At 51.8% G+C, this 23,459-nt stretch carries 22 protein-coding genes and 1 tRNA gene; 16 read left to right on the top strand and 7 right to left on the bottom strand.

The genetic code is table 11. The features are described 5' to 3' along the window. Positions 1–5: 5 nt before the first annotated feature. From fdxH to GBAG_RS19085, 4 genes are read left to right on the top strand one after another with little or no spacing between them, the layout of a single operon-like run. Positions 6–911, top strand: coding sequence for a formate dehydrogenase subunit beta (gene fdxH / locus GBAG_RS19100; RefSeq protein ID WP_034499262.1), 906 nt, complete (start codon positions 6–8; stop codon positions 909–911). Continuing rightward, positions 908–1,543, top strand: coding sequence for a formate dehydrogenase cytochrome b556 subunit (gene fdoI / locus GBAG_RS19095; RefSeq protein ID WP_034499260.1), 636 nt, complete (start codon positions 908–910; stop codon positions 1,541–1,543). Before fdxH ends, fdoI begins: the two co-directional genes overlap by 4 nt. Beyond that, positions 1,540–2,469 (top strand): formate dehydrogenase accessory protein FdhE, encoded by a 930-nt coding sequence (gene fdhE / locus GBAG_RS19090; protein WP_034499258.1) that lies wholly within the window; start codon positions 1,540–1,542, stop codon positions 2,467–2,469. The genes fdoI and fdhE overlap by 4 nt, the downstream gene beginning before the upstream one ends. A gap of 60 nt (positions 2,470–2,529) precedes the next feature. Beyond that, positions 2,530–3,438: an alpha/beta hydrolase gene (locus tag GBAG_RS19085; RefSeq protein WP_034499256.1), complete on the top strand. Its 909-nt coding sequence runs from the start codon at positions 2,530–2,532 to the stop codon at positions 3,436–3,438. 11 nt (positions 3,439–3,449) lie between these two features. Here the strand turns inward: GBAG_RS19085 and GBAG_RS19080 are convergent, their stop codons facing one another. The 3 genes from GBAG_RS19080 to GBAG_RS19070 form a co-directional block, all read right to left on the bottom strand. Then, a complete protein-coding gene (locus GBAG_RS19080; protein ID WP_034499254.1) occupies positions 3,450–4,010 on the bottom strand; it encodes an RNA polymerase sigma factor in 561 nt (186 codons plus the stop codon). A gap of 5 nt (positions 4,011–4,015) precedes the next feature. Continuing rightward, a complete protein-coding gene (locus GBAG_RS19075; protein ID WP_034499344.1) occupies positions 4,016–4,489 on the bottom strand; it encodes a hypothetical protein in 474 nt (157 codons plus the stop codon). 221 nt (positions 4,490–4,710) lie between these two features. Next, positions 4,711–4,932, bottom strand: coding sequence for a YgdI/YgdR family lipoprotein (locus GBAG_RS19070; RefSeq protein WP_034499252.1), 222 nt, complete (start codon positions 4,930–4,932; stop codon positions 4,711–4,713). A gap of 122 nt (positions 4,933–5,054) precedes the next feature. On the opposite strand from GBAG_RS19070, the gene GBAG_RS22855 reads away from it, so the two are divergent. The 4 genes from GBAG_RS22855 to GBAG_RS19050 all read left to right on the top strand — a co-directional run bounded on the left by GBAG_RS22855 (position 5,055) and on the right by GBAG_RS19050 (position 7,211). Next, positions 5,055–5,546, top strand: a complete 492-nt coding sequence (locus GBAG_RS22855; protein WP_156104913.1) for a hypothetical protein — start codon at positions 5,055–5,057, stop codon at positions 5,544–5,546. Between the two features lie 363 nt (positions 5,547–5,909). Beyond that, entirely contained in the window at positions 5,910–6,398 is a 489-nt protein-coding gene (locus GBAG_RS19060) for an Hcp family type VI secretion system effector (RefSeq protein ID WP_034499248.1), read from the top strand. Then, positions 6,398–6,943, top strand: a complete 546-nt coding sequence (locus tag GBAG_RS19055; RefSeq protein WP_034499245.1) for a DUF2778 domain-containing protein — start codon at positions 6,398–6,400, stop codon at positions 6,941–6,943. The genes GBAG_RS19060 and GBAG_RS19055 overlap by 1 nt, the downstream gene beginning before the upstream one ends. Before the next feature lie 19 nt (positions 6,944–6,962). Next, on the top strand, positions 6,963–7,211 hold the full coding sequence (locus GBAG_RS19050) for a hypothetical protein (RefSeq protein WP_034499243.1): 249 nt from the start codon (positions 6,963–6,965) through the stop codon (positions 7,209–7,211). A 73-nt stretch (positions 7,212–7,284) separates the two neighbouring features. On the opposite strand, the gene GBAG_RS19045 is transcribed toward GBAG_RS19050, so the two are convergent. Further along, a complete protein-coding gene (locus GBAG_RS19045) occupies positions 7,285–7,815 on the bottom strand; it encodes a hypothetical protein (protein WP_034499241.1) in 531 nt (176 codons plus the stop codon). A 129-nt stretch (positions 7,816–7,944) separates the two neighbouring features. Here GBAG_RS19045 and GBAG_RS19040 point away from each other — a divergent pair, with 129 nt between their 5' ends. Beyond that, a complete protein-coding gene (locus tag GBAG_RS19040) occupies positions 7,945–8,133 on the top strand; it encodes a toxin-antitoxin system HicB family antitoxin (protein WP_034499239.1) in 189 nt (62 codons plus the stop codon). Positions 8,134–8,205: 72 nt separating this feature from the next. Here the strand turns inward: GBAG_RS19040 and GBAG_RS19035 are convergent, their stop codons facing one another. Both GBAG_RS19035 and GBAG_RS19030 read right to left on the bottom strand, forming a co-directional pair. Then, positions 8,206–8,814, bottom strand: a complete 609-nt coding sequence (locus GBAG_RS19035) for a DUF6680 family protein (protein ID WP_034499238.1) — start codon at positions 8,812–8,814, stop codon at positions 8,206–8,208. A 165-nt stretch (positions 8,815–8,979) separates the two neighbouring features. Beyond that, positions 8,980–9,074, bottom strand: a tRNA-Sec gene (locus GBAG_RS19030). A gap of 340 nt (positions 9,075–9,414) precedes the next feature. On the opposite strand from GBAG_RS19030, the gene yicI reads away from it, so the two are divergent. Beyond that, positions 9,415–11,739 carry an alpha-xylosidase gene (gene yicI / locus GBAG_RS19025; RefSeq protein ID WP_034499236.1) on the top strand — a complete coding sequence of 775 codons (2,325 nt, stop codon included), beginning with the start codon at positions 9,415–9,417 and terminating at the stop codon, positions 11,737–11,739. 41 nt (positions 11,740–11,780) lie between these two features. Here yicI and GBAG_RS19020 read toward each other — a convergent pair whose 3' ends face one another. Then, positions 11,781–12,374, bottom strand: a complete 594-nt coding sequence (locus GBAG_RS19020) for a YhgN family NAAT transporter (RefSeq protein WP_034499233.1) — start codon at positions 12,372–12,374, stop codon at positions 11,781–11,783. 163 nt (positions 12,375–12,537) lie between these two features. Between GBAG_RS19020 and asd the strand changes: the two genes are divergently transcribed. The 6 genes from asd to glgP all read left to right on the top strand — a co-directional run bounded on the left by asd (position 12,538) and on the right by glgP (position 23,454). Next, complete coding sequence (gene asd / locus GBAG_RS19015) at positions 12,538–13,644, top strand: aspartate-semialdehyde dehydrogenase (RefSeq protein ID WP_034499230.1); 1,107 nt, start codon at positions 12,538–12,540, stop codon at positions 13,642–13,644. Between the two features lie 350 nt (positions 13,645–13,994). Continuing rightward, positions 13,995–16,181, top strand: coding sequence for a 1,4-alpha-glucan branching enzyme (gene glgB / locus GBAG_RS19010; protein WP_034499226.1), 2,187 nt, complete (start codon positions 13,995–13,997; stop codon positions 16,179–16,181). After that, the gene (gene glgX, locus GBAG_RS23010; RefSeq protein WP_034499223.1) at positions 16,178–18,160 is read left to right on the top strand and encodes a glycogen debranching protein GlgX; all 1,983 of its coding nucleotides are present in this window, start codon (positions 16,178–16,180) and stop codon (positions 18,158–18,160) included. Before glgB ends, glgX begins: the two co-directional genes overlap by 4 nt. 15 nt (positions 18,161–18,175) lie before the next feature. Then, a complete protein-coding gene (glgC, locus tag GBAG_RS23005; protein ID WP_034499220.1) occupies positions 18,176–19,459 on the top strand; it encodes a glucose-1-phosphate adenylyltransferase in 1,284 nt (427 codons plus the stop codon). A gap of 91 nt (positions 19,460–19,550) precedes the next feature. After that, a complete protein-coding gene (gene glgA / locus GBAG_RS18995) occupies positions 19,551–20,984 on the top strand; it encodes a glycogen synthase GlgA (RefSeq protein ID WP_034499218.1) in 1,434 nt (477 codons plus the stop codon). 22 nt (positions 20,985–21,006) lie between these two features. Continuing rightward, positions 21,007–23,454 (top strand): glycogen phosphorylase, encoded by a 2,448-nt coding sequence (gene glgP / locus GBAG_RS18990; protein WP_034499215.1) that lies wholly within the window; start codon positions 21,007–21,009, stop codon positions 23,452–23,454. Positions 23,455–23,459 lie beyond the last annotated feature (5 nt).

Here is a 23,459-nt window from a genome sequence, read left to right as displayed (position 1 = left end):
GAATTATGGCTTATCAATCTCAGGACATTATCCGTCGTTCCGCCACCAACGGCCTCACGCCCGCGCCACAAGCGCGGGGAAGTCAGCAAGAGGTCGCGAAACTTATCGACGTCACCACCTGTATCGGCTGTAAAGCCTGCCAGGTGGCATGTTCGGAGTGGAACGATCTGCGTGATGAAATCGGCAGCAACGTCGGTGTTTATGATAATCCGGCTGATTTGACCGCCAAATCATGGACGGTCATGCGCTTCTCGGAAGTGGAGCAAAACGACAAACTGGAATGGTTGATCCGCAAAGATGGTTGTATGCACTGCGCGGACCCAGGCTGCCTGAAAGCCTGCCCGGCTGAAGGCGCAATCATTCAGTACGCCAATGGTATTGTCGATTTCCAGTCCGAGCAGTGCATCGGCTGCGGTTACTGCATTGCCGGTTGCCCGTTCGATGTACCGCGCCTGAACCCGGAGGACAACCGTGTCTACAAATGTACCCTGTGCGTAGACCGTGTGACCGTCGGCCAGGAGCCTGCCTGCGTGAAAACTTGCCCAACCGGCGCGATTCATTTTGGCTCGAAAGAGTCGATGAAAAACCTGGCGGGCGAGCGCGTGGCAGAGTTGAAAACACGCGGTTATGACAACGCCGGATTGTACGACCCGGAAGGCGTTGGCGGCACTCACGTGATGTACGTGCTGCATCATGCGGACAAGCCGACGCTGTACCACGGCCTGCCGGAGAATCCGTCCATCAGCCCAACCGTGAAATTCTGGAAAGGTGTCTGGAAGCCGCTCGCCGCTATTGGCTTTGCTGCGACCTTCGCCGCCAGCGTGTTCCACTATGTGGGAGTTGGCCCGAACCGTGCCGATGATGAAGACGAAAACTTGCACCATGACGATGACGAGGTGCGCAAACCATGAAAAAACAAGTGACCATTCAACGTTACAGCGCACCAGAGCGCATCAACCACTGGGTAACCGCCTTCTGCTTCATACTGGCGGCGGTGAGTGGGCTGGGGTTCTTCTTCCCATCCTTTAACTGGCTGATGCACATTCTGGGTACGCCGCAGCTGGCGCGCATCCTCCATCCGTTCGTCGGTGTGGTGATGTTTGCCTCGTTTATCATCATGTTTTTCCGTTACTGGCACCACAATCTAATCAATCGGGATGATATCTTTTGGGCGAAGAATATTCGTAAGATCGTCGTCAACGAGGAAGTGGGTGACACCGGGCGTTATAACTTCGGCCAGAAATGCGTGTTCTGGGCGGCGATTATTTTCCTGGTGCTACTGCTGGTGAGCGGCGTGATTATCTGGCGTCCTTACTTCGCTCCTGCTTTCTCAATCCCGGTGATTCGCGTAGCCCTGATGGTGCATTCATTTGCCGCAGTGGCACTGATTGTGGTTATTATGGTCCACATCTACGCCGCCCTTTGGGTGAAAGGCACGATTACCGCGATGGTGGAAGGCTGGGTCACAACGTCCTGGGCGAAGAAACACCATCCGAAATGGTATCGTGAAGTTCGCCAGAAACAGGAAAAACGACAGGAATGAGCATTCGCATAATCCCGCAAGACCAGCTGGATAAGAGCGCGAAACGTACGGCGGAGACTATCCCGCCGTTACTGTTCCCCCGGCTGAAAAATCTCTACAACCGCCGTGCAGAACGCCTGCGCGAACTGGCGACCGACAATCCGCTGGGTGATTTCCTGCGCTTTGCGGCGCTTATTGCCCATGCGCAGGAAGTGGTGCTGTACGACCACCCGCTGGAAATGGATTTAACGGCGCTGATTCAGAAATCTTCTGAAACGGGCAAGCCGCCGCTGGATATCCATGTTCTGCCGCGTGACCCGCACTGGCAGCGTTTGCTCAACTCATTGATTGCTGAGCTAAAACCAGAGATGAGCGGCCAGGCGCTGGCGGTTATCGAAAATCTGGAAAAGGCTTCAACTCAAGAGCTGGAAGAGATGGCTACTGCGTTGTTTAACGCTGATTTTGCGCTGGTTTCCAGCGACAAAGCCCCGTTCATCTGGGCTGCGTTGTCGCTTTACTGGGCGCAAATGGCGAGCCTGATTCCAGGGCGTGCGAAAGCGGAATACGGCGAGCAACGCCAGTTCTGCCCGGTTTGCGGTTCGATGCCGGTTTCCAGCATCGTGCAGATTGGCGGCACCAGTGGCTTGCGTTACTTGCACTGCAACTTGTGTGAAACCGAGTGGCACGTGGTGCGTGTGAAATGTAGCAACTGCGAGCAAACCCGCGATTTGAACTACTGGTCGCTGGAAAGCGAACAGTCAGCGATTAAAGCGGAAAGCTGTGGCGACTGCGGCACCTACCTGAAGATTCTCTATCAGGAAAAAGATGCCAAAGTGGAAGCCGTGGCCGACGATTTAGCCTCGTTAGTGCTGGATGCACGCATGGAGCAAGAAGGCTTTGCCCGCAGCAGTATCAATCCTTTCCTGTTCCCGGGGGAAGGGGAGTAACAAGTTCCCAGGGCGGAGAGCTTTGGCTTATCCGCCCTGGTCATCACGCAGGATCACAGTATGTCCCTCGAACCCGCAATTGCCGGGCTGGTTGATGAATTTATTAACTCTGGCCGCCCTTCTTCACGCCAACAAACTTTTGCCGAACGCCGGGCTGGGTATATCGCCAGCACTGTTTTAGCGGGCGAAACCGAAACCCGAGTCGACGTGAAAGACATCAGTCTTAATGGATGCACGTTACGTATATTTTCCCCACTAAATTCAACCGGATCACTCCCCGCCGTGATCTACTACCACGGCGGTTGCTTTGTTAGCGGGGGGTTTGAAACCCATGACAATCAGTTACGCCAGCTTTGCTATCACAGTGGTTGCCGGGTGATTGCCGTTCAGTATCGTGTGGCACCGGAGCACACTTACCCGGCTGCGCATGACGACGCTGAGCGTGCAGCGGACGCTATCTGGCAAGCGGCGGAACAACTGGAAGTGAATCGTGAACGAATCACGCTCGCGGGCGACAGCGCTGGCGGGCACATTGCTCTGGTCACCGCCTTGCGCCTGAAAAGTGCGGGAAACTGGCTGCCTGCGCGGCTGATGCTGATTTACCCGATGCTGGACGCGACGGCGGAATCGGTCAGTTATCAGGAAAATGGCTACGACTACATCATTACCCGCGATACGCTGCTTTCAGGCTACGAAGCCTATATGCCCGATCTTGACTCAATGGATGAAGAGGCCAGCCCGTTATTTCGTGAAGATTTTGCAGGCCTGCCGCCGGTACATATCATTACCGCTGAATATGACCCACTGCGTAATGAAGGCGAGGTTCTGCATGAGTGCCTGATGGATCAAGGCGTTGAGTCCACCTGCCAACGCTATCTCGGCGTGATCCACGGCTTTTTCCAGCTTGGTGGTATCAGCCAGGCAGCCCGCGATGCCATGCGTGATGTTGCGTGGCGGGTCGGTCAATAAGCGCAATTAACTCAGTCTTCGGTTAGCTCATCATAAAGAGTGCGAAGACGGGTTCGTAGATAAAGCACGGCCTTGTGTTTGCGGGATAACAGGGCCTGGACGCTAGTGCCTGTTTCTTCCGCTAACTCTTTAAAGCTGTAGCCGTGGAGTTCGGTTTTTTCGAACGCCTCACGCTGCGCCACAGGAAGCTCCGACATTGCATCTTCCAGCTCATCCCAGAGCAGCTGACTCAGATATTCGTCTTCCGGTGACTGTGGCACGCCAAACAACGTTTCCGCCAGTTCGTCTTCAGGAAGAAAACCATCATCGTCGTCAGAATAGTAGTCAGAAAGCGGAAGCTCGCGCTTTTTACGCGCCCTGTCGGTCATTTCATTACGTGCGGCGCGAAACAACCAGGCGGCGACGTTCTCCACCGGTTGCTCCACCTTCATCAACTGCCATGTCACTTCTTGCAGGATATCGTCTGCGTCATCACGTATCGGCGTGCGGCCAACGATAAATGCTTTCAGCTTCGAGCGACAAGCGTTGAGCGCCAACATGACTCGAGAATGTCCTGCCGTCCCGGCTTTCATTATCGTCACTCAGCTTGCGTCGGTTTCTGGACGTTATCTTCCGGCTTCTGACGGCAAGGCTCATGCTCACCGCGCTCGTGGCGATCGGCATGATGCTCATCGCGATGATGGCAATGCCCGCGGCCATGACGCCAGAATCCCCCACGGCGCTGCTGAACAAACTGCTCGCGCTGTTCTGGTGTCATTTGCATCCAGCGTTCATGCATACGACGGCGATCGCGGCCCATACCGAACATCCCTGGACGCAGCCCAAGACCGCCGAACAGAATCCGACACAGCACCAGCAACCCAAGCGCCTGCCAGAAGCCAATGCTTTTCACGCCGATAATCGCAGGCAACAATGCATTCCACAGCGACATCACCAGCAGGCTTAACACGGCAATAAACACAATGCCAATCAGCAGTGGTTTCGCCATCGGGTGGCCGCCGAATCCGCGACCGTGCTCCCGGCCATGTCCACGCATATCAAAATCTCTCATCATTTTTACTCCTCATCAGATTAGTTAATTATTGCTTCTGATGAGGTAGACGAATGAGAAGCAGAAATATTGCCAGGAAAATGAAATTTTTATGCGGCTAGAATAAAAGTACACCCTCTCCGGCACGTATTTGTGCAGCACAGACAGTGATTTAACCCAGGGAATAAGCGGGGGGATGAAAATACCAGCCAACCTAAGCTGGCTGATATTGGCGCAGAAAATCAGTCTTTCTTAATCATCTGCACGATTTGGTCATTATTAATCTGGCGCTCGTTGCCTTGCTGATCGGTGTAACTAATCAGGCCAGTATCTGAATCCACTTGCGGTTTCCCCTGCGTCACAATCATATCGCCTGCTTTGGTCGACATAACGTAATCGCTCGAACACGCCGTGACCGAAAGCGCTACACCGCTTAACAGAAGAACTGCCATCAATTTTTTCATGCTGAAACATCCCTTTTAAATAAGAAGGGGATTCTACCTACTGCGCTCAAGACAGATTGTTAAGGTGTATTACGAAGGGTTTTAGGGGGAGGGTTCAGCGTTGCCACAAAACAAAAACCCGCATGGCGAAACCATACGGGTTTTCAGTTTGTTCAGGCTTAAGAGCTCAGATGCGCCTGCTTTCTGCGCGCGATATCAATAAACAAAATGCTGGCGCCAAAAGACAAACAGGACGCAATAATCAAGACAAGAAGATAGGACGTGACATAGCTATATTCTTTGTCCAGATGGGACAGTTGTTCCGATATCAGATCAATGTTTTCTACGGTGTAATTTCTGCACGCATAAAGCCCGTACCAGAAGGCGCTGAAGCCGACCAAACACGTGTAACAGAACCAGGTGAGTTTTTTATCTATGTACTCAAGATAAAACTTTGGGTCGGAGTAGGCGACTTTGAGAAGCCCAAAAAAACAGCCAAAGTAGATGCCAATCAACCACTTCAACACATCCCAGTTCATACAAACCTCTTAAATTGCTGCTACCTGTTTCGTCAGGCATTAAAAAAGGGCTACGCGTCACGTAACCCCTTGTTTTCGTTTGTTTACGCCAGGTGAGTTTTTGTGGCGGGAACAATATCTGCACAGTATGTCACATGCTTCATCGACAAAGAAGACCGTACAGGTTGTGCGGTAGGGGGATGTAGGATGGATAAGCGTTAGCGTCATCCACCATTTGTCGGGTGACGCTGCGCTTGCCCGACCTACGAAAATTGAGGGAAATATACATCGAAATAATGAATATAACATTCTGGGATATATATTTTTGATATAACTCTTCACAATTATCTTCATGTCTGACATTTTTATTATTTTAACTGCGAAATAGATCATGAAAATATGTTTTTTGTTCCTGTAACTTTAACGTGATATTTGATTTTCACGTTAATAACACATCAACTAATAATGGAGAAATAGAACATGGCTGTTCCTGCATATTTATGGCTTTATGATGCAACCGGTGCATTAATTGTTGGTGACTGTAACGTGTTGGATAGGACTGGTGCTATTGAGCTGCAAAGTTTCAACCATGGTGTACATGTCCCTTTTGACGGGAACAGTGGAAGCCTTGCCGGGACTAGAGTCCACGATCTGTTAAGCTTCACCAAAGAGTTTGATAAGGCTACACCTTATCTATATCGTGCGACCGCTCAGTGTGAAAAACTTCAAAAAGCTATTATTAAATGGTATCGCATTAATGACGCCGGAATTGAAGAAGAATTTATGCACATGATGATGGAGGGGATTCGTGTAATAGGAGTTACGCCTGTAATGCATAATTTTAAAAGTTCTAATCAGCCTTCTAATCCGACTGAATCTATATCACTGGGCTACCAGCGTATAACCTGGAAATATCTGGATGGGAATATTCAGTATACCGACGAATGGAATAACCGGGTGGTCTACTGATGATTTATTGCAGGCTTGATTTTAATCATCTGCTGGATCACGGCCGGATTGCCGACTTTCAGGTATCTGGCGTCGGGCGTTTTCCTGTATTCAGTGGTATGGGGAATTATGTGAATCGCCCTGAGTGCTCAATGCTGAGCAATGCAGCGATACCTCCTGGAAGTTACTGGATTGTTGAGCGCCCCTCCGGTGGGCGGCTTGGTGCGTATTACCAGTGGGGGAAGGAAATGTGGACAGGTAATACTTACGACGATTGGTTTGGCCTATTCCGAAAAGATGGCGTTATTGATGATCACATGGCCTTCCAGGTTGGTGCAGGGCAATATTTCCGTTCCAGCTTTCGCCTTCACCCGCTCAGACCGGACGGCACAGGCTTAAGTGAAGGTTGTGTAACTTTCTATCGGCGCGAAGACTTCTATACAGTGCGCAGAGCATTGCTTGCTACGCGCAAACAGCAAATATTAGGCGGCGGTGGTTTATTTTCTTATGGTGAAGTTGTTGTGATCGGAAGAAACAGCGGGGCATGCGATATTGAAGAGTCTTAGATGGATATTAAGGACTGGCTTGTTTTTATTTTTTGGCTGGTTGCTGGTGCTCGGCGGTGTGTTTCGTTCACTTTCTTATGCGCTGGCTGGGCCATATACCAATCTGCTTACGTCGCTGGGAATGGGGCGATTACCGGATTATAGCCAACGGCTGGAAACAAACGGGATAGTCATATATTTCACTCTTTCCGTCATCCTCGCTGTTTTGCTGGTAGCGCTGCTCGAATGGCTGGTTTTGTACGTCATTAAAGACATGCGTTCGAGATAATATATGAGAACTTTAACAAGAGTGCCATCCACCAAAAATGGTGGATGACGCAAGCTTATCCACCCTACAAAAACTAGTGAATCCCAGGCACTGCCTCGCCGCTGATCATCACCAGCCCGCCATCTGTGCTAACAAAGCGTGGTGCTTTTAAATCCTCGACCAGAACGTTAACCAACTCGAATAATAGCCCTGTGATGTGTTCTTTCTGCTCGGGTGACTGCTGGTGTTGCAGCAATAAGATGGTGAGTGCGGAACAATACTCGCGCAGAGTTTCGGAATCAGTAGAAAGCGGAGCACGATAATTATCGGGTTCCGCCACATCCACTGTCAGTCGTTCGATTAAATGCGCGGGTAACGGCGTTTTTAGCGCAACTTTCAACACTTCGAGCGCGGCAAGCAGTCGCCCACACAATGCCATACATTCGGTGTTGTCGTCGTTTTCAATCAGCGCATCGACATGGTGCTGGCAGGCGTCGAGGATCTGGAATAAATCCAGATGCGCACCAAGTGGGGTTTTTAGCAGTGCGGTAATAGCGGTTTCATTAACTGACGGCAGGCACACGCTTTCAGTGCAAGCGGTTGTGGTACTATTGGTGTTAGCCATTGCGTTATGTCCTTAACGATAGTGGTTAAACGCCTCGGTAGTGTTGACGCACTCCGGGGCGTTGCTCTTTATCTCGTACCGTTATAATGTACGTACGCGACTAGAACATAATGAGGAACGCGTACGTACATGTCAACTATCAAACGTGATAAAAGCCCTAAGGGAAAAGGACTATCTCCGACATTTCAGATCCGCATCACACCGGAACTGAAATCCCAATTTGAAGTTGCAGCGAAAGATGCTGGTATGAGTTTGGGGAATTGGTTGAAGGAGTTGGGTAGGAAAGAATTGGAGAGGCTGGATCACAAAGAAATATAGAATTTATGTTTCTATATTTTTTCGCCATCAGATTTTAAATATGACGGCGAAAAATTAGGTATGTATAATTACTCACTGTGAATTGAATATTTTTTCGACAACATCTGATTTCTCTGTCTTCTCTTTTTGTGTGGGAAGATCCATTCCAGTAATATTAATTGAAATGGGAGATTTCCCTTGCAATACCTTTAATAATGACTCTTTCCCTATGGTTGCATAATTCTCATCCGTGTTGAAACGCTCCGGATAATATACTTGATTCTTAATGTGTGTTTTATCGAAATCATAACCTAAATATTTTGCCATCCTACTAAGCAATTCAATCTGGTGATTCTTTCTTTCTGATTCCCAGTTATCAGCATTTTCAGCTGTGTATTTTCTGGTTGCTAAAAAGTCTAAATATTCTTTCCACGCAAGGCGTATATTTTTTTCATCTTTATTTTTTTGATTTGAAAATATAACATCAATAGAATTCAATGCTTCTACATGTCTAATATCAGTTGACGTCGCTCTGGTTGCCATAAGAGTTCTAAATAAAAATTGTTGATTTTGACCCACTTCTCTTTTTCTATCTAAATAACGTGTAGCTTGAATTGCTAGCAATGGTGCAAACAATGTTGCTAAAACAACAAGAGTATTACTATTAAACAACATTCCAAATAAATTTGTACTAGTTTCCATAAAGATCTCCAGCGCAAAATATTATTAAATGACTAAAAGTGCATATAATTAGCGAGATTTATAAACTCACGCTAGTATAGATAATTATGCTAGGAGTGGAAGTGATTAATGGATCAGGATCGTAAAATGTGTAATTCCGCATATCTACATGATTGAATCAAAAAATGGCGGAAGATCACAGGAGTTGAACCTGCCCGGCACCGCTGGCGGCACCAACTGGATTTGAAGTCCAGCCGCCTCACCGGAGACGACGATCTTCCTAGCCTCGATTGCTACATGGAGGCGGTGCGCAGTATACCTGGTTTCTCCCGCTTACCAAACAATGCTTTGCCCTTTCCACAATGATTTCCTGAAAACTATTAGCCGGATCAATTAAACCGTACGAAATCCACGCGTTTAGCACTTCTGGCACCCTCTATTGAGCGACTCTGCTCACACTTATCAAGAAACGTAATCTGATAACCAGAAATTGGAATTCCGGCCCGCCTCCCGATGCTTTAAAACCTGAACTATCGAATTTTTTACACTCGCTTTTAAAGGTGATCACCAGACCCACTGGCACACCGTTTCCAAAAATTCAGTATTCAAAAGGACGGCATAATGAAAATTAGTGACGGCAACTGGCTGATTCAGCCCGGTTTAGCGCTTATCCACCCGGTGCAAGTGTTTGAAGTTGAACAACAGGGCAACGAAATGGTGGTGTACGCGGGCATGAAGGATGTGCGGGAGCGGGGGAATCAGCTTGATACTCCACTGTTTACGCTGCGCTTTTTCTCCCCGCAGGAAGGGATTGTTGGTGTGCGCATCGAGCATTTCCAGGGCGCGGTGAATAACGGCCCGCATTATCCGCTCAACGTATTGCACGATGTGAAAGTGACCATGCAAAACACCGCTGAATTTGCCGAGCTGAAAAGCGGCAACCTGGCGGTGCGCGTAACCAAAGGCACTGAATGGGCGCTGGATTTCCTGCGCGATGGCGTGCGTATCACCGGCAGTGCAGTGAAGAACAACGGTTATGTGCAGGATGCGAACAGCGGTAATACGCACATGTTCGAGCGCCTGGATTTGGGCGTCGGTGAAACGGTTTACGGCCTGGGCGAGCGTTTTACCGCATTGGTGAAAAATGGTCAGACGGTGGAAACCTGGAACCGCGATGGCGGCACCAGCACCGAGCAATCCTACAAAAATATTCCGTTCTATCTCACCAATCGCGGTTATGGCGTGCTGGTGAACCACCCGGAATGTGTCTCCTTTGAAGTCGGTTCCGAGAAAGTCTCCAAAGTGCAGTTCAGTGTCGAAGGCGAATATCTCGAATATTTCGTGATTGACGGCCCAACGCCGAAAGCGGTTCTCGACCGTTACACTCGCTTCACCGGCCGCCCGGCGTTGCCGCCAGCGTGGTCGTTTGGCCTGTGGCTCACCACTTCCTTTACCACCAACTACGACGAAGCGACGGTTAACAGCTTTATCGACGGCATGGCCGAACGCAATTTGCCGCTGCACGTGTTCCATTTCGACTGCTTCTGGATGAAAGCCTTCCAGTGGTGCGATTTTGAGTGGGACCCGGTGACGTTCCCCGATCCGGAAGGCATGTTGAAACGCTTGAAAGCGCGTGGCCTGAAAATCTGCGTGTGGATTAACCCGTATATCGGCCAGAAATCCCCGCTGTTCCGCGAAGGAATGGAAAAAGGCTATCTGCTCAAACGCCCGAACGGCGCGGTGTGGCAGTGGGATAAATGGCAGCCAGGCCAGGCGATTGTCGATTTTACTCATCCGGCGGCGTGCGAATGGTATGCAGGGCATCTGAAACGCCTGGTGCGCATGGGTGTGGATTGCTTCAAAACTGACTTTGGCGAGCGCATTCCAACGGATGTGGTGTGGCACGATGGTTCCGACCCGCAGAAAATGCACAACCATTACGCGTTCATCTATAACGAGCTGGTGTGGAACGTGCTCAAGCAAGAGCTGGGCGACGAAGAAGCGGTGCTGTTTGCCCGTTCAGCCTCCGTTGGCGCACAACAATTCCCGGTTCACTGGGGTGGCGACTGCTACGCCAACTACGAATCAATGGCGGAAAGCCTGCGCGGCGGCCTGTCACTCGGCATGTCCGGCTTTGGCTTCTGGAGCCACGATATTGGCGGCTTCGAAAATACCGCTCCGGCGCATGTGTATAAACGCTGGTGCGCGTTCGGGCTGCTTTCCAGCCACAGCCGCCTGCACGGTAGCAAATCCTATCGTGTGCCATGGGCGTATGACGATGAAGCCTGCGACGTGGTGCGCCACTTCACGCAGCTGAAATCACGCATGATGCCGTATCTGTATCGTCAGGCGGCGCAGGCCGCAGAGTTTGGTACGCCGATGATGCGCGCCATGATGCTGGAGTTCCCGGACGATCCGGGCTGCGATTATCTCGACCGCCAGTACATGCTGGGCGATTCCGTGATGGTTGCGCCGGTGTTCTCGGAGGCAGGCGACGTGCAGTTCTATCTGCCAGAAGGGCGCTGGACGCATTTGCTCAACAACCAGCAAGCGCAAGGTAGCCGCTGGCATAAAGAGAAGCATGATTTCCAGAGCCTGCCGGTGTACGTGCCTGACAATACGCTGTTAGCGCTGGGCAATAACGACCAGAAACCGGATTACGCGTGGCATGAAGGCACCGCCTTCCAGCTGTTTAATCTCGACGATGGGCGCGAGGCGCTTTGCGAAGTCCCGGCAGCAGACGGTTCGGTTATCTTCACGCTGAAAGTTCGTCGTGAAGGCAATACGCTGGCGGTGCAGTGCGAGGGTCAGGCAAAAGACTGGACGCTGTGTCTGCGCAATATCGGTAACGTGAAAGGGGTGAAGCAAGGTAAGAGTGCTGCGGGCGAGCAGGGTGTGGTGATTACACCGGATTCGCACGAGGCGGGATTGGTTATCGAGCTTTAATTGGTCTTTCCCCTCTCCCTAAGGGAGAGGGGACTAAAAATTTAACCCTTCATCCACACCCGCAGCCCATCCAGGAACATCTGCGTCGCCAGCATGACCAGCACCAGTCCCATCAGGCGTTCCAGTGCGTTCACGCCTTTCTCGCCCAGCAGGCGCAAGAACAGCGACGATTGCAGCAAAATCGCCACGGTGCCGCCCCAGGCCAGCAATAGCGCTATCACTAAATGGCCCATTTGATTCGGATACTGGTGCGATAACAGCATTAACGTTGCCAGCAGCGTCGGCCCGGCAACCAGCGGGATCGCCAGCGGCACAATAAAGGGTTCTTCGCCCGCAGGCAGGCCAGAGGCGTTCCCTTCGTGGCTTGGGAAGATCATTTTAATCGCAATCAGGAACAAAATTATCCCGCCGGAAATAGACACGCTTTCTGTGCGCAGGTTAAGAAACGCGAGAATTTTTTCCCCGGCAAACAAGAAAATCAGCATGATGATCAGCGCAATAAGCAGCTCGCGGATCATGATGGCCCGGCGGCGCTTCGGCTCGGTATGCTTGAGCACTGACATAAAAATCGGCAGGTTTCCCAACGGGTCCATAATCAGGATTAACAGTACTGCCGCAGAAATGATTTCGGTCATGAATAGTGTTCTCTAATAAATAACGTGTTCATTGATAAGTTGTATTTCTAATAGCGCGCATATCATTGATTAATTTCACTTGCGACTTTGGCAGCATTTTGTAATGTGGGCAGTAATCTCAATTAATGTGCACAACGCAAACACCTCTGCAGGATTAGTCGCTATGAAAAATGTTGGTTTTATCGGTTGGCGCGGTATGGTCGGTTCCGTTCTCATGCAACGCATGGTTGAAGAACGCGATTTTGACGCCATTCGTCCGGTTTTCTTCTCCACTTCTCAGCTCGGCCTCGCGGCTCCGTCTTTTGCCGGCCAGAACAACGGCACGTTGCAGGACGCGTATGACCTGGAAGCGCTGAAGGCACTGGACATCATCATTACCTGCCAGGGCGGCGATTATACCAACGAAATCTATCCAAAGCTTCGTGAAAGCGGCTGGCAAGGTTACTGGATTGATGCGGCTTCTTCTCTGCGTATGAAAGATGATGCGATTATCATCCTCGACCCGGTAAACCAGCACGTTATTCAGGAAGGTCTGAACAATGGCGTGAAAACCTTTGTGGGCGGTAACTGCACCGTCAGCCTGATGCTGATGTCTCTCGGCGGCCTGTTCGCGAACGACCTGGTTGACTGGGTTTCCGTTGCGACTTACCAGGCGGCATCTGGCGGCGGTGCGCGTCATATGCGTGAACTGCTGACTCAAATGGGCCAACTGCATAGCCATGTTGCCAGCGAGCTGGCGGACCCGGCTTCTGCCATCCTGAACATCGAACGTAAAGTGACGGATCTGGCCCGTAGCGGCAGCCTGCCAACGGATAACTTTGGCGTGCCACTGGCTGGCAGCCTGATCCCATGGATCGACAAGCAGCTTGATAACGGCCAGACCCGCGAAGAGTGGAAAGGCCAGGCTGAAACCAACAAGATTCTGAATACCGGCACCGTCATTCCTGTTGATGGCTTGTGTGTCCGTGTTGGCGCACTGCGTTGCCACAGCCAGGCGTTCACCCTCAAACTGAAAAAAGATGTCTCTCTGCCAACTATCGAAGCGATGCTGGCCGCCCATAACGATTGGGTGAAAGTGGTGCCAAACGACCGCGATATCACACTGCGTGAACTGACGCCTGCGGCAGTCACCGGCACATTGACCACACCTGTCGGGCGTTTGCGTAAGCTGAACATGGGGCCGGAGTATCTTTCTGCCTTCACCGTTGGCGACCAGCTTTTGTGGGGTGCGGCGGAACCGTTACGTAGAATGTTGCGCTTGCTCGCATAATTACACTTACTCACCAAAGGGGCATTGCAGCCCCTTTTTTTATCACGTCATATACCCTTCATACTTCACGTTATGGATGTGTTGGTTGCACTCCGTCACCCCAGCCACTTACTTAAGTAAGCTCCTGGGGATTCCTGAGTTTACCGCCTTCCCATAACGTGAATTATTTGGGTATACATGAAGCGTATGACTTTAGTTCATTAATTTTCGGGAGCAAAACAGAGCGTTGGCTATGCTTTATTCAGGGCGATAAACCGCCATGAAAATTAGTTGGGCGGAACGGCTTGCAGGAAAACAATGTTATTGCCGTCCGTTAGGGTCAATGAATGACAAAAAACAGGACGAATGCCATGTCTGTTCATCCAGAAAAAGACGTGATAAATGCGCTAATTGCGGGTCATTTTGCTGATCCGTTTTCTCTGCTGGGAATGCATAAAACAGAAGCCGGGCTGGAAGTACGCGCCCTGTTACCCAACGCCACAGAAGTCTGGATTATCGACCCTAAAACCGGTGGGAAGGTCGGTAAATTAGAGTGTATTGATTCTCGCGGTTTCTTTTGCGGGGTTATTCCCCGACGTAAAAATCCTTTTCGTTACCAACTGGCTGTCGTCTGGCATGGCCATGAAAATCTGATTGATGATCCCTATCGCTTTGGGCCGCTAATTCAGGAAATGGATAGCTGGCTGTTGTCCGAAGGTACCCATTTACGCCCTTACGAAACGCTCGGCGCACACGCCGACACGATGGATGGCGTGACCGGTACTCGTTTTTCTGTTTGGGCACCCAACGCCCGCCGCGTCTCGGTTGTGGGTCAATTCAACTATTGGGATGGTCGTCGCCACCCGATGCGTTTGCGCCGTGAAAGCGGGATCTGGGAACTCTTTATTCCAGGTGCTCACCCCGGGCAGTTATATAAATTCGAGCTTATCGACACCGAAGGGCATCTGCGCCTGAAGGCTGATCCGTATGCTTTTGAGTCGCAAATGCGCCCGGAAACGGCGTCGCTGATTTGTGGCCTGCCTGAAAAAACCACGCTGAGTCCTGCGCGTCAACGCGCCAACGGCTTTGACCAGCCGATCTCAATTTACGAAGTGCATCTCGGTTCCTGGCGTCGTCATACCGACAATAATTTCTGGCTCAGCTATCGCGAACTGGCAGACCAACTGGTGCCGTACGTGAAAGAGATGGGCTTTACGCACCTCGAACTGTTGCCGATTAACGAGCATCCGTTCGATGGCAGTTGGGGCTACCAGCCACAAGGGATGTATGCGCCGACGCGCCGCTTCGGCACGCGCGACGACTTCCGCTACTTCATTAATGCCGCACATGCTGCGGGCCTGAATGTGCTGCTGGACTGGGTTCCCGGGCATTTCCCGACGGACGACGCTGGCCTTGCGAAATTCGATGGCACCTCGCTTTATGAACACGGCGACCCGCGTGAGGGTTATCACCAGGACTGGAACACGCTGATTTATAACTATGGACGGCGTGAAGTCAGCAACTATCTGGTCGGTAACGGGCTGTACTGGATTGAGCGCTTCGGTATTGACGGTCTGCGCGTTGATGCGGTGGCATCAATGATTTATCGCGACTACAGCCGCCAGCCTGGAGAGTGGATACCGAACGATAAAGGCGGGCGCGAAAACCTCGAAGCTATCGAATTCCTGCGTAATACCAACCGTATTATCGGCGAGCAAACGCCGGGTGCGGTGACGATGGCGGAAGAGTCCACCGACTTTGCAGGCGTGTCGCGCCCGGCTTCAATGGGCGGCTTAGGTTTCTGGTTTAAATGGAACCTCGGCTGGATGCACGACACCCTCGACTATATGAAACTCGACCCGGTGCATCGCCAGTATCATCACAACAAAATGACCTTCGGCATGCTGTACAACAGCACCGAAAACTTCGTGCTGCCGTTGTCGCATGACGAAGTGGTCCACGGCAAAAAATCTATTCTCGACCGTATGCCGGGTGATGCGTGGCAGAAGTTTGCCAACTTGCGTGCGTACTACGGCTGGATGTGGGCATTCCCCGGCAAGAAATTGTTGTTCATGGGCAATGAATTCGCCCAGGGCCGCGAGTGGAACCACGACAGCAGTCTCGACTGGCATTTACTGGAAGGCGGCGATAACTGGCACCACGGCGTGAAACGCCTGGTCCGCGATTTAAACCACACTTATCGCCATCACGCTGCAATGCATGAGCTGGATTTCGACAGCTACGGCTTTGAATGGCTGGTGGTCGAAGACAACGTGAATTCGGTGTTTATCTTTGTGCGCCGCGACTCGAAGGGCAATGAAATCATTGTTGCCAGTAACTTCACTCCGGTACCGCGTTACAACTATCGCTTTGGCATTAACCAGCCAGGCCGCTGGCGTGAAGAGCTGAACACGGACTCGATGCACTATCACGGCAGTAACGCCGGGAACAGTGGCGTGGTGCACAGCGATGAGATCCCAAGCCACGGTCGCGAGCACTCCCTGAGTCTGACCCTGCCTCCGCTTTCGACTATCTGGTTGGTAAGGGAGGCTGAATGACACAACTCACTGCCGGAAACTCCGCGCCTTACGGCTCGTTTTATGATGGAAAAGGGGTGAACTTCACCCTGTTTTCCGCAAATGCTCATAAAGTCGAACTGTGCGTGTTCGACGAACACGGTCACGAGCAACGCTACGATTTGCCGGTGCGAACCGGAGATATCTGGCACGGTTATTTGCCTAATGCCAAACCCGGTTTGAAGTACGGTTACCGCGTGCATGGGCCGTGGGAACCGCATAACGGCCATCGTTTTAACCCGGCAAAATTGTTACTCGACCCTTGCGCCCGCGTGGTGGTGGGTGGGGTGGAACATCATCCCCATTTGCATGGCGGTTATGACGAACCGAATCTGGAAGACAGCGCCCCGCATATGGCGAAATGCGTGGTGGTGCAGGATAAGTTTGACTGGGAAGACGATGAATATCCGCGCACTGCGTGGGGCGATACCGTTATTTACGAAGCTCACGTGCGCGGCCTGACGCTGCTTCACCCAGGTATTCCCGAAGAACTGCGCGGAACTTACGCTGCACTTGGCCATCCGGTGATGATTAACTACTTCAAACGCCTGGGGATTACGGCGCTGGAGCTGTTGCCGGTGGCGCATTTTGTTAGCGAGCCGCGCGTTTCACACCTCGGACTGAGCAACTACTGGGGCTACAACCCGCGCTCTATCTATGCCGTCGAAGGTTATTACGCGGTGAATCACGATCCGCTCAGTGCCGCCAATGAGTTACGTGGCGCGATTAAAGCGTTACACAGCGCGGGTATCGAGGTGATTCTCGACATTGTGCTCAACCACAGCGCGGAACTGGATCGCGATGGCCCGACCCTCTCACTAAGCGGAATCGATAACCGTAGCTATTATTGGTTAATGGAGAATGGCGATTACCAGAACTGGACGGGTTGCGGTAATACGTTGAATTTGAGTACGCCAGGCGTGGTGGCGCAGGTGGTGGATTGTCTGCGTTATTGGGTCGACAGCTGCCACATTGATGGTTTCCGTTTCGATTTAGCTTCTGTTATGGGGCGCACGCCGGAATTTCGCCAGGATGCGCCGCTGTTTGAAGCCATTAAAAATGACCCGGTTTTGTCGCAGATAAAACTGATAGCGGAACCCTGGGATATTGGCGCGGGGGGTTATCAGGTCGGCAACTATCCACCGTTATTTGCGGAATGGAATGACCATTTTCGTGATGGCATGCGGCGTTTCTGGCTGCGACAAGATCTATCGTTAGGAGGATTCGCGTGCCGCTTTGCCGGTTCGAGCGATGTGTATCGTCGAGGCGAGCGTAAACCTTCAACCAGCATCAATTTAATCACGGCGCATGATGGTTTCACGCTGCGTGACTGTGTCAGCTTCAATCAAAAACACAATGAAGCAAACGGCGAAGATAACCGTGATGGCACCAACAATAACTACAGTAACAATTACGGCTTCGAAGGGCTGGAAGCCTCGTTGTATATCAAAGAACGGCGGCGCGACAGTGTTCACGCCTTGCTGACATTGTTACTGCTTTCCCAGGGTACGCCGATGCTTTTGGCCGGTGACGAACATGGTCACAGCCAGCACGGTAATAACAACGCTTACTGCCAGGATAACCAACTGACATGGCTTGACTGGGAGCATTGTAACGATGGCTTAACCACATTTACCGCGGCATTGATTCATCTACGCAAGACGATTCCGGCGCTAACCCAGAATGTCTGGTGGGAGGACGGTGATGGCAATGTTCGCTGGTGGAATAAAGAGGCTCAGCCTCTGAGTGCTGACGAGTGGGAAAACGGCGTTCATCGCCTGCAAATCCAGCTTTCAGAACGTTGGCTTATTACGATTAACGCTACCGAAGAAGTGGCCGACATCGTATTACCCGAAGGGGAATGGCGCGCCATTCCTCCGTTTGCCGGCGAAGACAACCCGGTGGTGATGGCTGTATGGCATGGTCCGGCGCACGGAGTCTGCGTATTCCAGAAGTCATAAAAAAAGGAGTCAGTCATGGTTAGGCTTGATAAGAACGATCCTCTGATGTTGGCAAGACAACTGCCAAATAAATCTGTCGCCCTGATTCTGGCTGGTGGGCGCGGTACCCGATTGAAAGATTTAACCTCTACACGCGCCAAGCCTGCCGTTCACTTTGGTGGCAAGTTCCGAATCATTGATTTCGCGCTGTCGAATTGCATTAACTCGGGTATTCGCCGCATCGGCGTTATCACCCAATATCAGTCACATACGCTGGTGCAGCATATTCAGCGCGGCTGGTCGTTTTTCAGCGAGGAGATGAACGAATTTGTCGATTTGCTCCCGGCGCAGCAGCGGGTACACGGTGAAAACTGGTATCGCGGTACGGCGGATGCGGTGACGCAAAACCTCGACATTATTCGCCGCTACAAGGCGGAGTATGTGGTTATCCTCGCGGGCGATCACATCTACAAGCAAGATTATTCACGCATGTTGATTGACCACGTGGAGAAGGGGGCGCGTTGTACGGTGGCATGTATGCCAGTGCCGCTGCACGAAGCTTCGGCATTTGGCGTGATGGCGGTGGATAGCGAAGAGAAAATTATCGAATTCGTGGAAAAGCCGGCTAACCCGCCGTCGATGCCAGGCGACGACAGCAAAGCGCTCGCCAGCATGGGGATCTACGTTTTCGATGCAGATTATCTCTACGAATTGCTGGAAGCCGACGACAAAGACGAAAACTCAAGCCATGACTTCGGGAAAGATATTATTCCGTACGTCATGAAATCTGGCTCGGCCTTCGCCCATCCATTCCCGCTCTCTTGCGTGCAGTCTGACCCTGATGCCGAACCATACTGGCGCGATGTCGGGACGCTGGAAGCCTACTGGAAAGCCAACCTCGACCTCGCTTCGGTAACGCCGGAACTGGATATGTACGACCAGGAATGGCCGATCCGTACTCATATGGAACCGTTGCCTCCGGCGAAATTTGTGCAAGACCGTTCGGGCAGTCACGGCATGACGCTGAACTCGTTGGTTTCTGGCGGCTGCATTATTTCCGGTTCGGTGGTGGTTCAGTCGGTGTTGTTCCCGAGAGTGCGCGTTAATTCGTTTTGCAACATTGATTCTTCAGTATTGCTGCCGGATGTCATTGTCGGGCGCTCCTGCCGTTTACGCCGTTGCATTATCGACCGCGCCTGCGTCATTCCTGAAGGCATGGTAGTGGGGGAAAACGCTGAGGAAGATGCACGCCGTTTCTACCGTTCCGAAGAAGGTATTGTGCTGGTGACGCGGGAAATGCTGGCCAAATTGCCAGGTTAGGATTGACCTCCGCGCAGCAGGGGCTGCGCGTTGTAATTTTATCGTTTGGCGTTTGATTTTTTACGCCACGACTTTCCATACGGGAGCGATAATGCAGGTCTTACATGTATGTTCTGAAATGTTTCCACTGCTAAAAACGGGTGGTCTGGCAGATGTGCTTGGCGCTCTACCGGCGGCACAAATTGCAGGAGGTGTTGAGACGAGAGTCCTGCTGCCTGCATTCCCGGATATCCGTCGTGGCATTGTTGATGCGCAGGTTGTCGCACATCGTGACACCTTCGCGGGTCATATGACTTTGTTATATGGCCACTTCAACGGCGTGGGGATTTACCTGATTGACGCTCCACATTTATACGAACGCCCAGGCAGCCCGTATCACGATACTAACCAGTTCGCTTACACCGATAACGTGCACCGTTTTGCATTGCTCGGATGGGTCGGCGCTGAGATGGCTTGTGGTCTGGATCCCTTCTGGCACCCGGATATTGTGCATGCACATGACTGGCATGCGGGCCTGGTACCAGCGTATCTCGAGGCCCGTGGTCGCCCGGCAAAGTCGGTATTTACCGTTCACAACCTGGCTTACCAGGGGCTGTTTTACGCCCATCATATGAATGAAATTGACCTGCCATGGTCGTTCTACAACATGAACGGCCTGGAGTTTAACGGTCAAATTTCGTACTTGAAAGCTGGCCTTTACTATGCTGATCATATTACGGCGGTCAGCCCAACGTATGCCCGTGAGATAACCGAGCCACAATTTGCCTACGGCATGGAAGGGCTGCTGCGCCAGCGCCACCGCGAGGGACGGCTGTCCGGCATTCTTAACGGCGTGGACGAAAAAATTTGGGACCCGGCTCATGACTTGCTTCTGGCTTCGCGTTACACCCGCGACACGCTGGAAGAAAAAGCCGAGAACAAGCGTCAGTTGCAGGTGGCGATGGGGCTGAAGGTTAACGACAAAGCGCCGCTGTTTGCGGTAGTGAGCCGTTTGACCAGCCAGAAAGGTTTGGATTTGGTGCTGGAAGCGTTGCCGGGATTGCTCGAGCAAGGCGGGCAACTGGCATTGCTGGGCGCGGGTGATACCGTCATGCAGGAAGGTTTCCTGGCGGCGGCAGCTGAGCACCCTGGGCAAGTTGGGGTTCAAATCGGCTATCACGAAGCTTTTTCACACCGCATTATGGGGGGCGCAGATGTGATTCTGGTGCCGAGCCGTTTTGAGCCTTGTGGTTTAACGCAATTGTATGGTTTGAAGTACGGCACTTTGCCGCTGGTGCGGCGTACGGGTGGGCTTGCGGACACCGTATCTGACAGCTCGCTGGAAAACCTGGCTGACGGTATCGCCAGTGGATTCGTGTTTGAAGACAGTAATGCCTGGTCGCTGCTAAGAGCGATTCGGCGTGCCTTCGTGTTGTGGTCTCGCCCTTCGCTGTGGCGGTTTGTTCAGCGTCAGGCTATGGGCATGGATTTTAGCTGGCAGGTAGCGGCGCATTCCTACCGCGACTTGTACCAACGTTTGCTGTAGACATCCACCAGGAATCACTGATATGAACGCACCCTTTTCCTATGCTTCACCGACGCTCAGTATTGAGGCGTTAAAGCACTCAATAGCTTATAAACTGATGTTTACGGTTGGGAAAGACCCTGCCATTGCGAACAAGCATGAGTGGCTCAATGCCACATTATTTGCCGTTCGTGACCGGTTGGTAGAACGCTGGCTGCGTTCAAACCGTGCTCAGCTTTCCCAGGAAGTTCGCCAGGTTTACTATCTGTCGATGGAGTTTTTGATTGGCCGCACTCTTTCTAACGCACTGCTTTCATTAGGTATTTATGAAGATGTCAAAAATGCGCTGGAAGAGATGGGGCTTGATCTCGAAGAGTTGATTGACGAAGAGAACGACCCCGGCCTCGGTAATGGCGGGTTAGGTCGTCTCGCCGCCTGTTTCCTCGATTCAATGGCAACGCTTGGTTTGCCTGGCCGCGGTTACGGCATTCGCTACGACTACGGTATGTTCAAACAAAATATCGTCGATGGCCGCCAGAAAGAGTCGCCGGATTATTGGCTCGAATACGGTAATCCTTGGGAATTTAAACGCCACAATACGCGCTACAAAGTGCGTTTTGGCGGGCGTGTGCAAATGGAAGCGAAGAAATTCCGCTGGGTAGAAACCGAAGAGATTTTGGCGGTGGCGTATGACCAGATAATCCCTGGCTACGACACTGATGCGACTAACACGCTGCGCCTGTGGAATGCGCAGGCGAGTAGCGAAATCAACCTGGGTAAATTTAACCAGGGCGATTATTTCGCTGCGGTAGAAGATAAGAACCATTCGGAAAACGTCTCCCGCGTACTTTACCCGGATGACTCAACCTATTCAGGCCGGGAACTGCGTTTGCGTCAGGAATATTTCCTCGTCTCCTCCACCGTGCAGGATATTCTCAGCCGCCATTACCAGTTGCATAAAACCTACGACAATCTGGCGGATAAAATCGCCATTCACCTTAACGACACGCACCCGGTGTTGGCGATCCCTGAACTGATGCGTTTGCTCATCGACGAGCATAAATTCACCTGGGAAGATGCGTTTGAAGTCACCTGCCAGGTGTTCTCGTACACCAACCACACGCTGATGAGCGAGGCGCTGGAAACCTGGCCGGTAGACATGTTAGGTAAAATTCTGCCGCGCCACTTGCAGATAATCTTTGAGATTAACGACTACTTCCTGAAAACCTTGCAGGAGCAGTATCCGAACGATACCGGCCTGCTGGGGCGCACCTCGATTATTGATGAATCGAACGGGCGTAAAGTCCGTATGGCGTGGCTTGCGGTGGTCGCCAGCCATAAAGTGAACGGCGTTTCTGAGCTGCACTCCAACCTGATGGTGCAGTCGCTGTTTGCCGATTTCGCCGCGATCTTCCCGATGCGTTTTTGCAACAAAACCAATGGTGTTACGCCGCGCCGTTGGCTGGCACTGGCGAACCCGCCGCTTTCAGAAGTGCTGGATGAAAATATCGGCCGCACCTGGCGTACCGATCTCAGCCAACTGAACGATCTGAAGCAGCATATTGATTACCCGACGGTGCATCAGGATGTTCGCAAGGCGAAGCTGGCCAACAAGAAGCGCCTGGCAAGTTACATCGGCCAGCAGCTCAATGTGGTGGTGAACCCGAACGCGTTATTTGATGTGCAAATCAAACGTATTCACGAGTACAAACGCCAGCTGATGAACGTGCTGCACGTGATTACGCGCTACAACCGCATCAAGGCCGATCCGACAGCAGATTGGGTGCCGCGCGTGAATATCTTCGCCGGTAAAGCGGCGTCAGCGTATTACATGGCGAAGCACATCATTCATCTCATCAATGATGTGGCGACGGTGATCAATAACGATCCGGTAGTGAAAGATCGTTTAAAAGTCGTATTCATCCCGAACTACAGCGTTAGCCTGGCGCAGATCATTATTCCGGCGGCGGATCTCTCCGAGCAGATTTCGCTGGCGGGAACGGAGGCTTCCGGCACCAGTAACATGAAGTTTGGCCTGAACGGGGCGCTGACTATCGGCACGCTCGATGGTGCAAACGTCGAAATGCTGGAGCACGTTGGCGCGGATAATATCTTTATCTTCGGGAATACGGCGGAAGAGGTCGAAACGCTGCGGCGTAAAGGCTATAAGCCGCGTGAATATTACGAGCAAGATGAAGAGCTGCATCAGGTGCTGACGCAAATCGGTACCGGGGCATTCAGCCCGGATGAGCCGACGCGCTACCGTGACCTGCTGGATTCACTGATTAACTTTGGTGACCACTATCAGGTGCTGGCAGATTACCGCAGCTATGTGGATTGCCAGGACAGGGTAGATGAGTTGTATCGCCAACCGGAAGAGTGGACGATTCGCACTATGCACAATATCGCCAACATGGGTTATTTCTCGTCTGACAGGACGATTCAGGAATACGCCGATGAGATTTGGCATATTAAGCCGGTGAGATTGTAATTACT

Origin of the sequence: Buttiauxella agrestis ATCC 33320, from assembly GCF_000735355.1 — a bacterium.
Lineage (GTDB): Bacteria > Pseudomonadota > Gammaproteobacteria > Enterobacterales > Enterobacteriaceae > Buttiauxella > Buttiauxella agrestis.
This window is presented reverse-complemented; position numbering and strand designations above follow the sequence as displayed.

Coding starts and splice junctions, on each gene's coding strand:
- GBAG_RS19070 (WP_034499252.1), bottom strand. CDS start 4,932: ATGAAAAAATTGATGGCAGTTCTTCTGTTAAGCGGTGTAGCGCTTTCG.
- yicI (WP_034499236.1), top strand. CDS start 9,415: ATGAAAATTAGTGACGGCAACTGGCTGATTCAGCCCGGTTTAGCGCTT.
- fdoI (WP_034499260.1), top strand. CDS start 908: ATGAAAAAACAAGTGACCATTCAACGTTACAGCGCACCAGAGCGCATC.
- glgC (WP_034499220.1), top strand. CDS start 18,176: ATGGTTAGGCTTGATAAGAACGATCCTCTGATGTTGGCAAGACAACTG.
- asd (WP_034499230.1), top strand. CDS start 12,538: ATGAAAAATGTTGGTTTTATCGGTTGGCGCGGTATGGTCGGTTCCGTT.
- fdhE (WP_034499258.1), top strand. CDS start 1,540: ATGAGCATTCGCATAATCCCGCAAGACCAGCTGGATAAGAGCGCGAAA.
- GBAG_RS19040 (WP_034499239.1), top strand. CDS start 7,945: ATGTCAACTATCAAACGTGATAAAAGCCCTAAGGGAAAAGGACTATCT.
- fdxH (WP_034499262.1), top strand. CDS start 6: ATGGCTTATCAATCTCAGGACATTATCCGTCGTTCCGCCACCAACGGC.
- GBAG_RS19080 (WP_034499254.1), bottom strand. CDS start 4,010: ATGAAAGCCGGGACGGCAGGACATTCTCGAGTCATGTTGGCGCTCAAC.
- glgB (WP_034499226.1), top strand. CDS start 13,995: ATGTCTGTTCATCCAGAAAAAGACGTGATAAATGCGCTAATTGCGGGT.
- GBAG_RS19020 (WP_034499233.1), bottom strand. CDS start 12,374: ATGACCGAAATCATTTCTGCGGCAGTACTGTTAATCCTGATTATGGAC.
- GBAG_RS22855 (WP_156104913.1), top strand. CDS start 5,055: ATGGCGAAACCATACGGGTTTTCAGTTTGTTCAGGCTTAAGAGCTCAG.
- GBAG_RS19085 (WP_034499256.1), top strand. CDS start 2,530: ATGTCCCTCGAACCCGCAATTGCCGGGCTGGTTGATGAATTTATTAAC.
- GBAG_RS19055 (WP_034499245.1), top strand. CDS start 6,398: ATGATTTATTGCAGGCTTGATTTTAATCATCTGCTGGATCACGGCCGG.
- glgP (WP_034499215.1), top strand. CDS start 21,007: ATGAACGCACCCTTTTCCTATGCTTCACCGACGCTCAGTATTGAGGCG.
- GBAG_RS19060 (WP_034499248.1), top strand. CDS start 5,910: ATGGCTGTTCCTGCATATTTATGGCTTTATGATGCAACCGGTGCATTA.
- glgX (WP_034499223.1), top strand. CDS start 16,178: ATGACACAACTCACTGCCGGAAACTCCGCGCCTTACGGCTCGTTTTAT.
- glgA (WP_034499218.1), top strand. CDS start 19,551: ATGCAGGTCTTACATGTATGTTCTGAAATGTTTCCACTGCTAAAAACG.
- GBAG_RS19075 (WP_034499344.1), bottom strand. CDS start 4,489: ATGAGAGATTTTGATATGCGTGGACATGGCCGGGAGCACGGTCGCGGA.
- GBAG_RS19045 (WP_034499241.1), bottom strand. CDS start 7,815: ATGGCTAACACCAATAGTACCACAACCGCTTGCACTGAAAGCGTGTGC.
- GBAG_RS19035 (WP_034499238.1), bottom strand. CDS start 8,814: ATGGAAACTAGTACAAATTTATTTGGAATGTTGTTTAATAGTAATACT.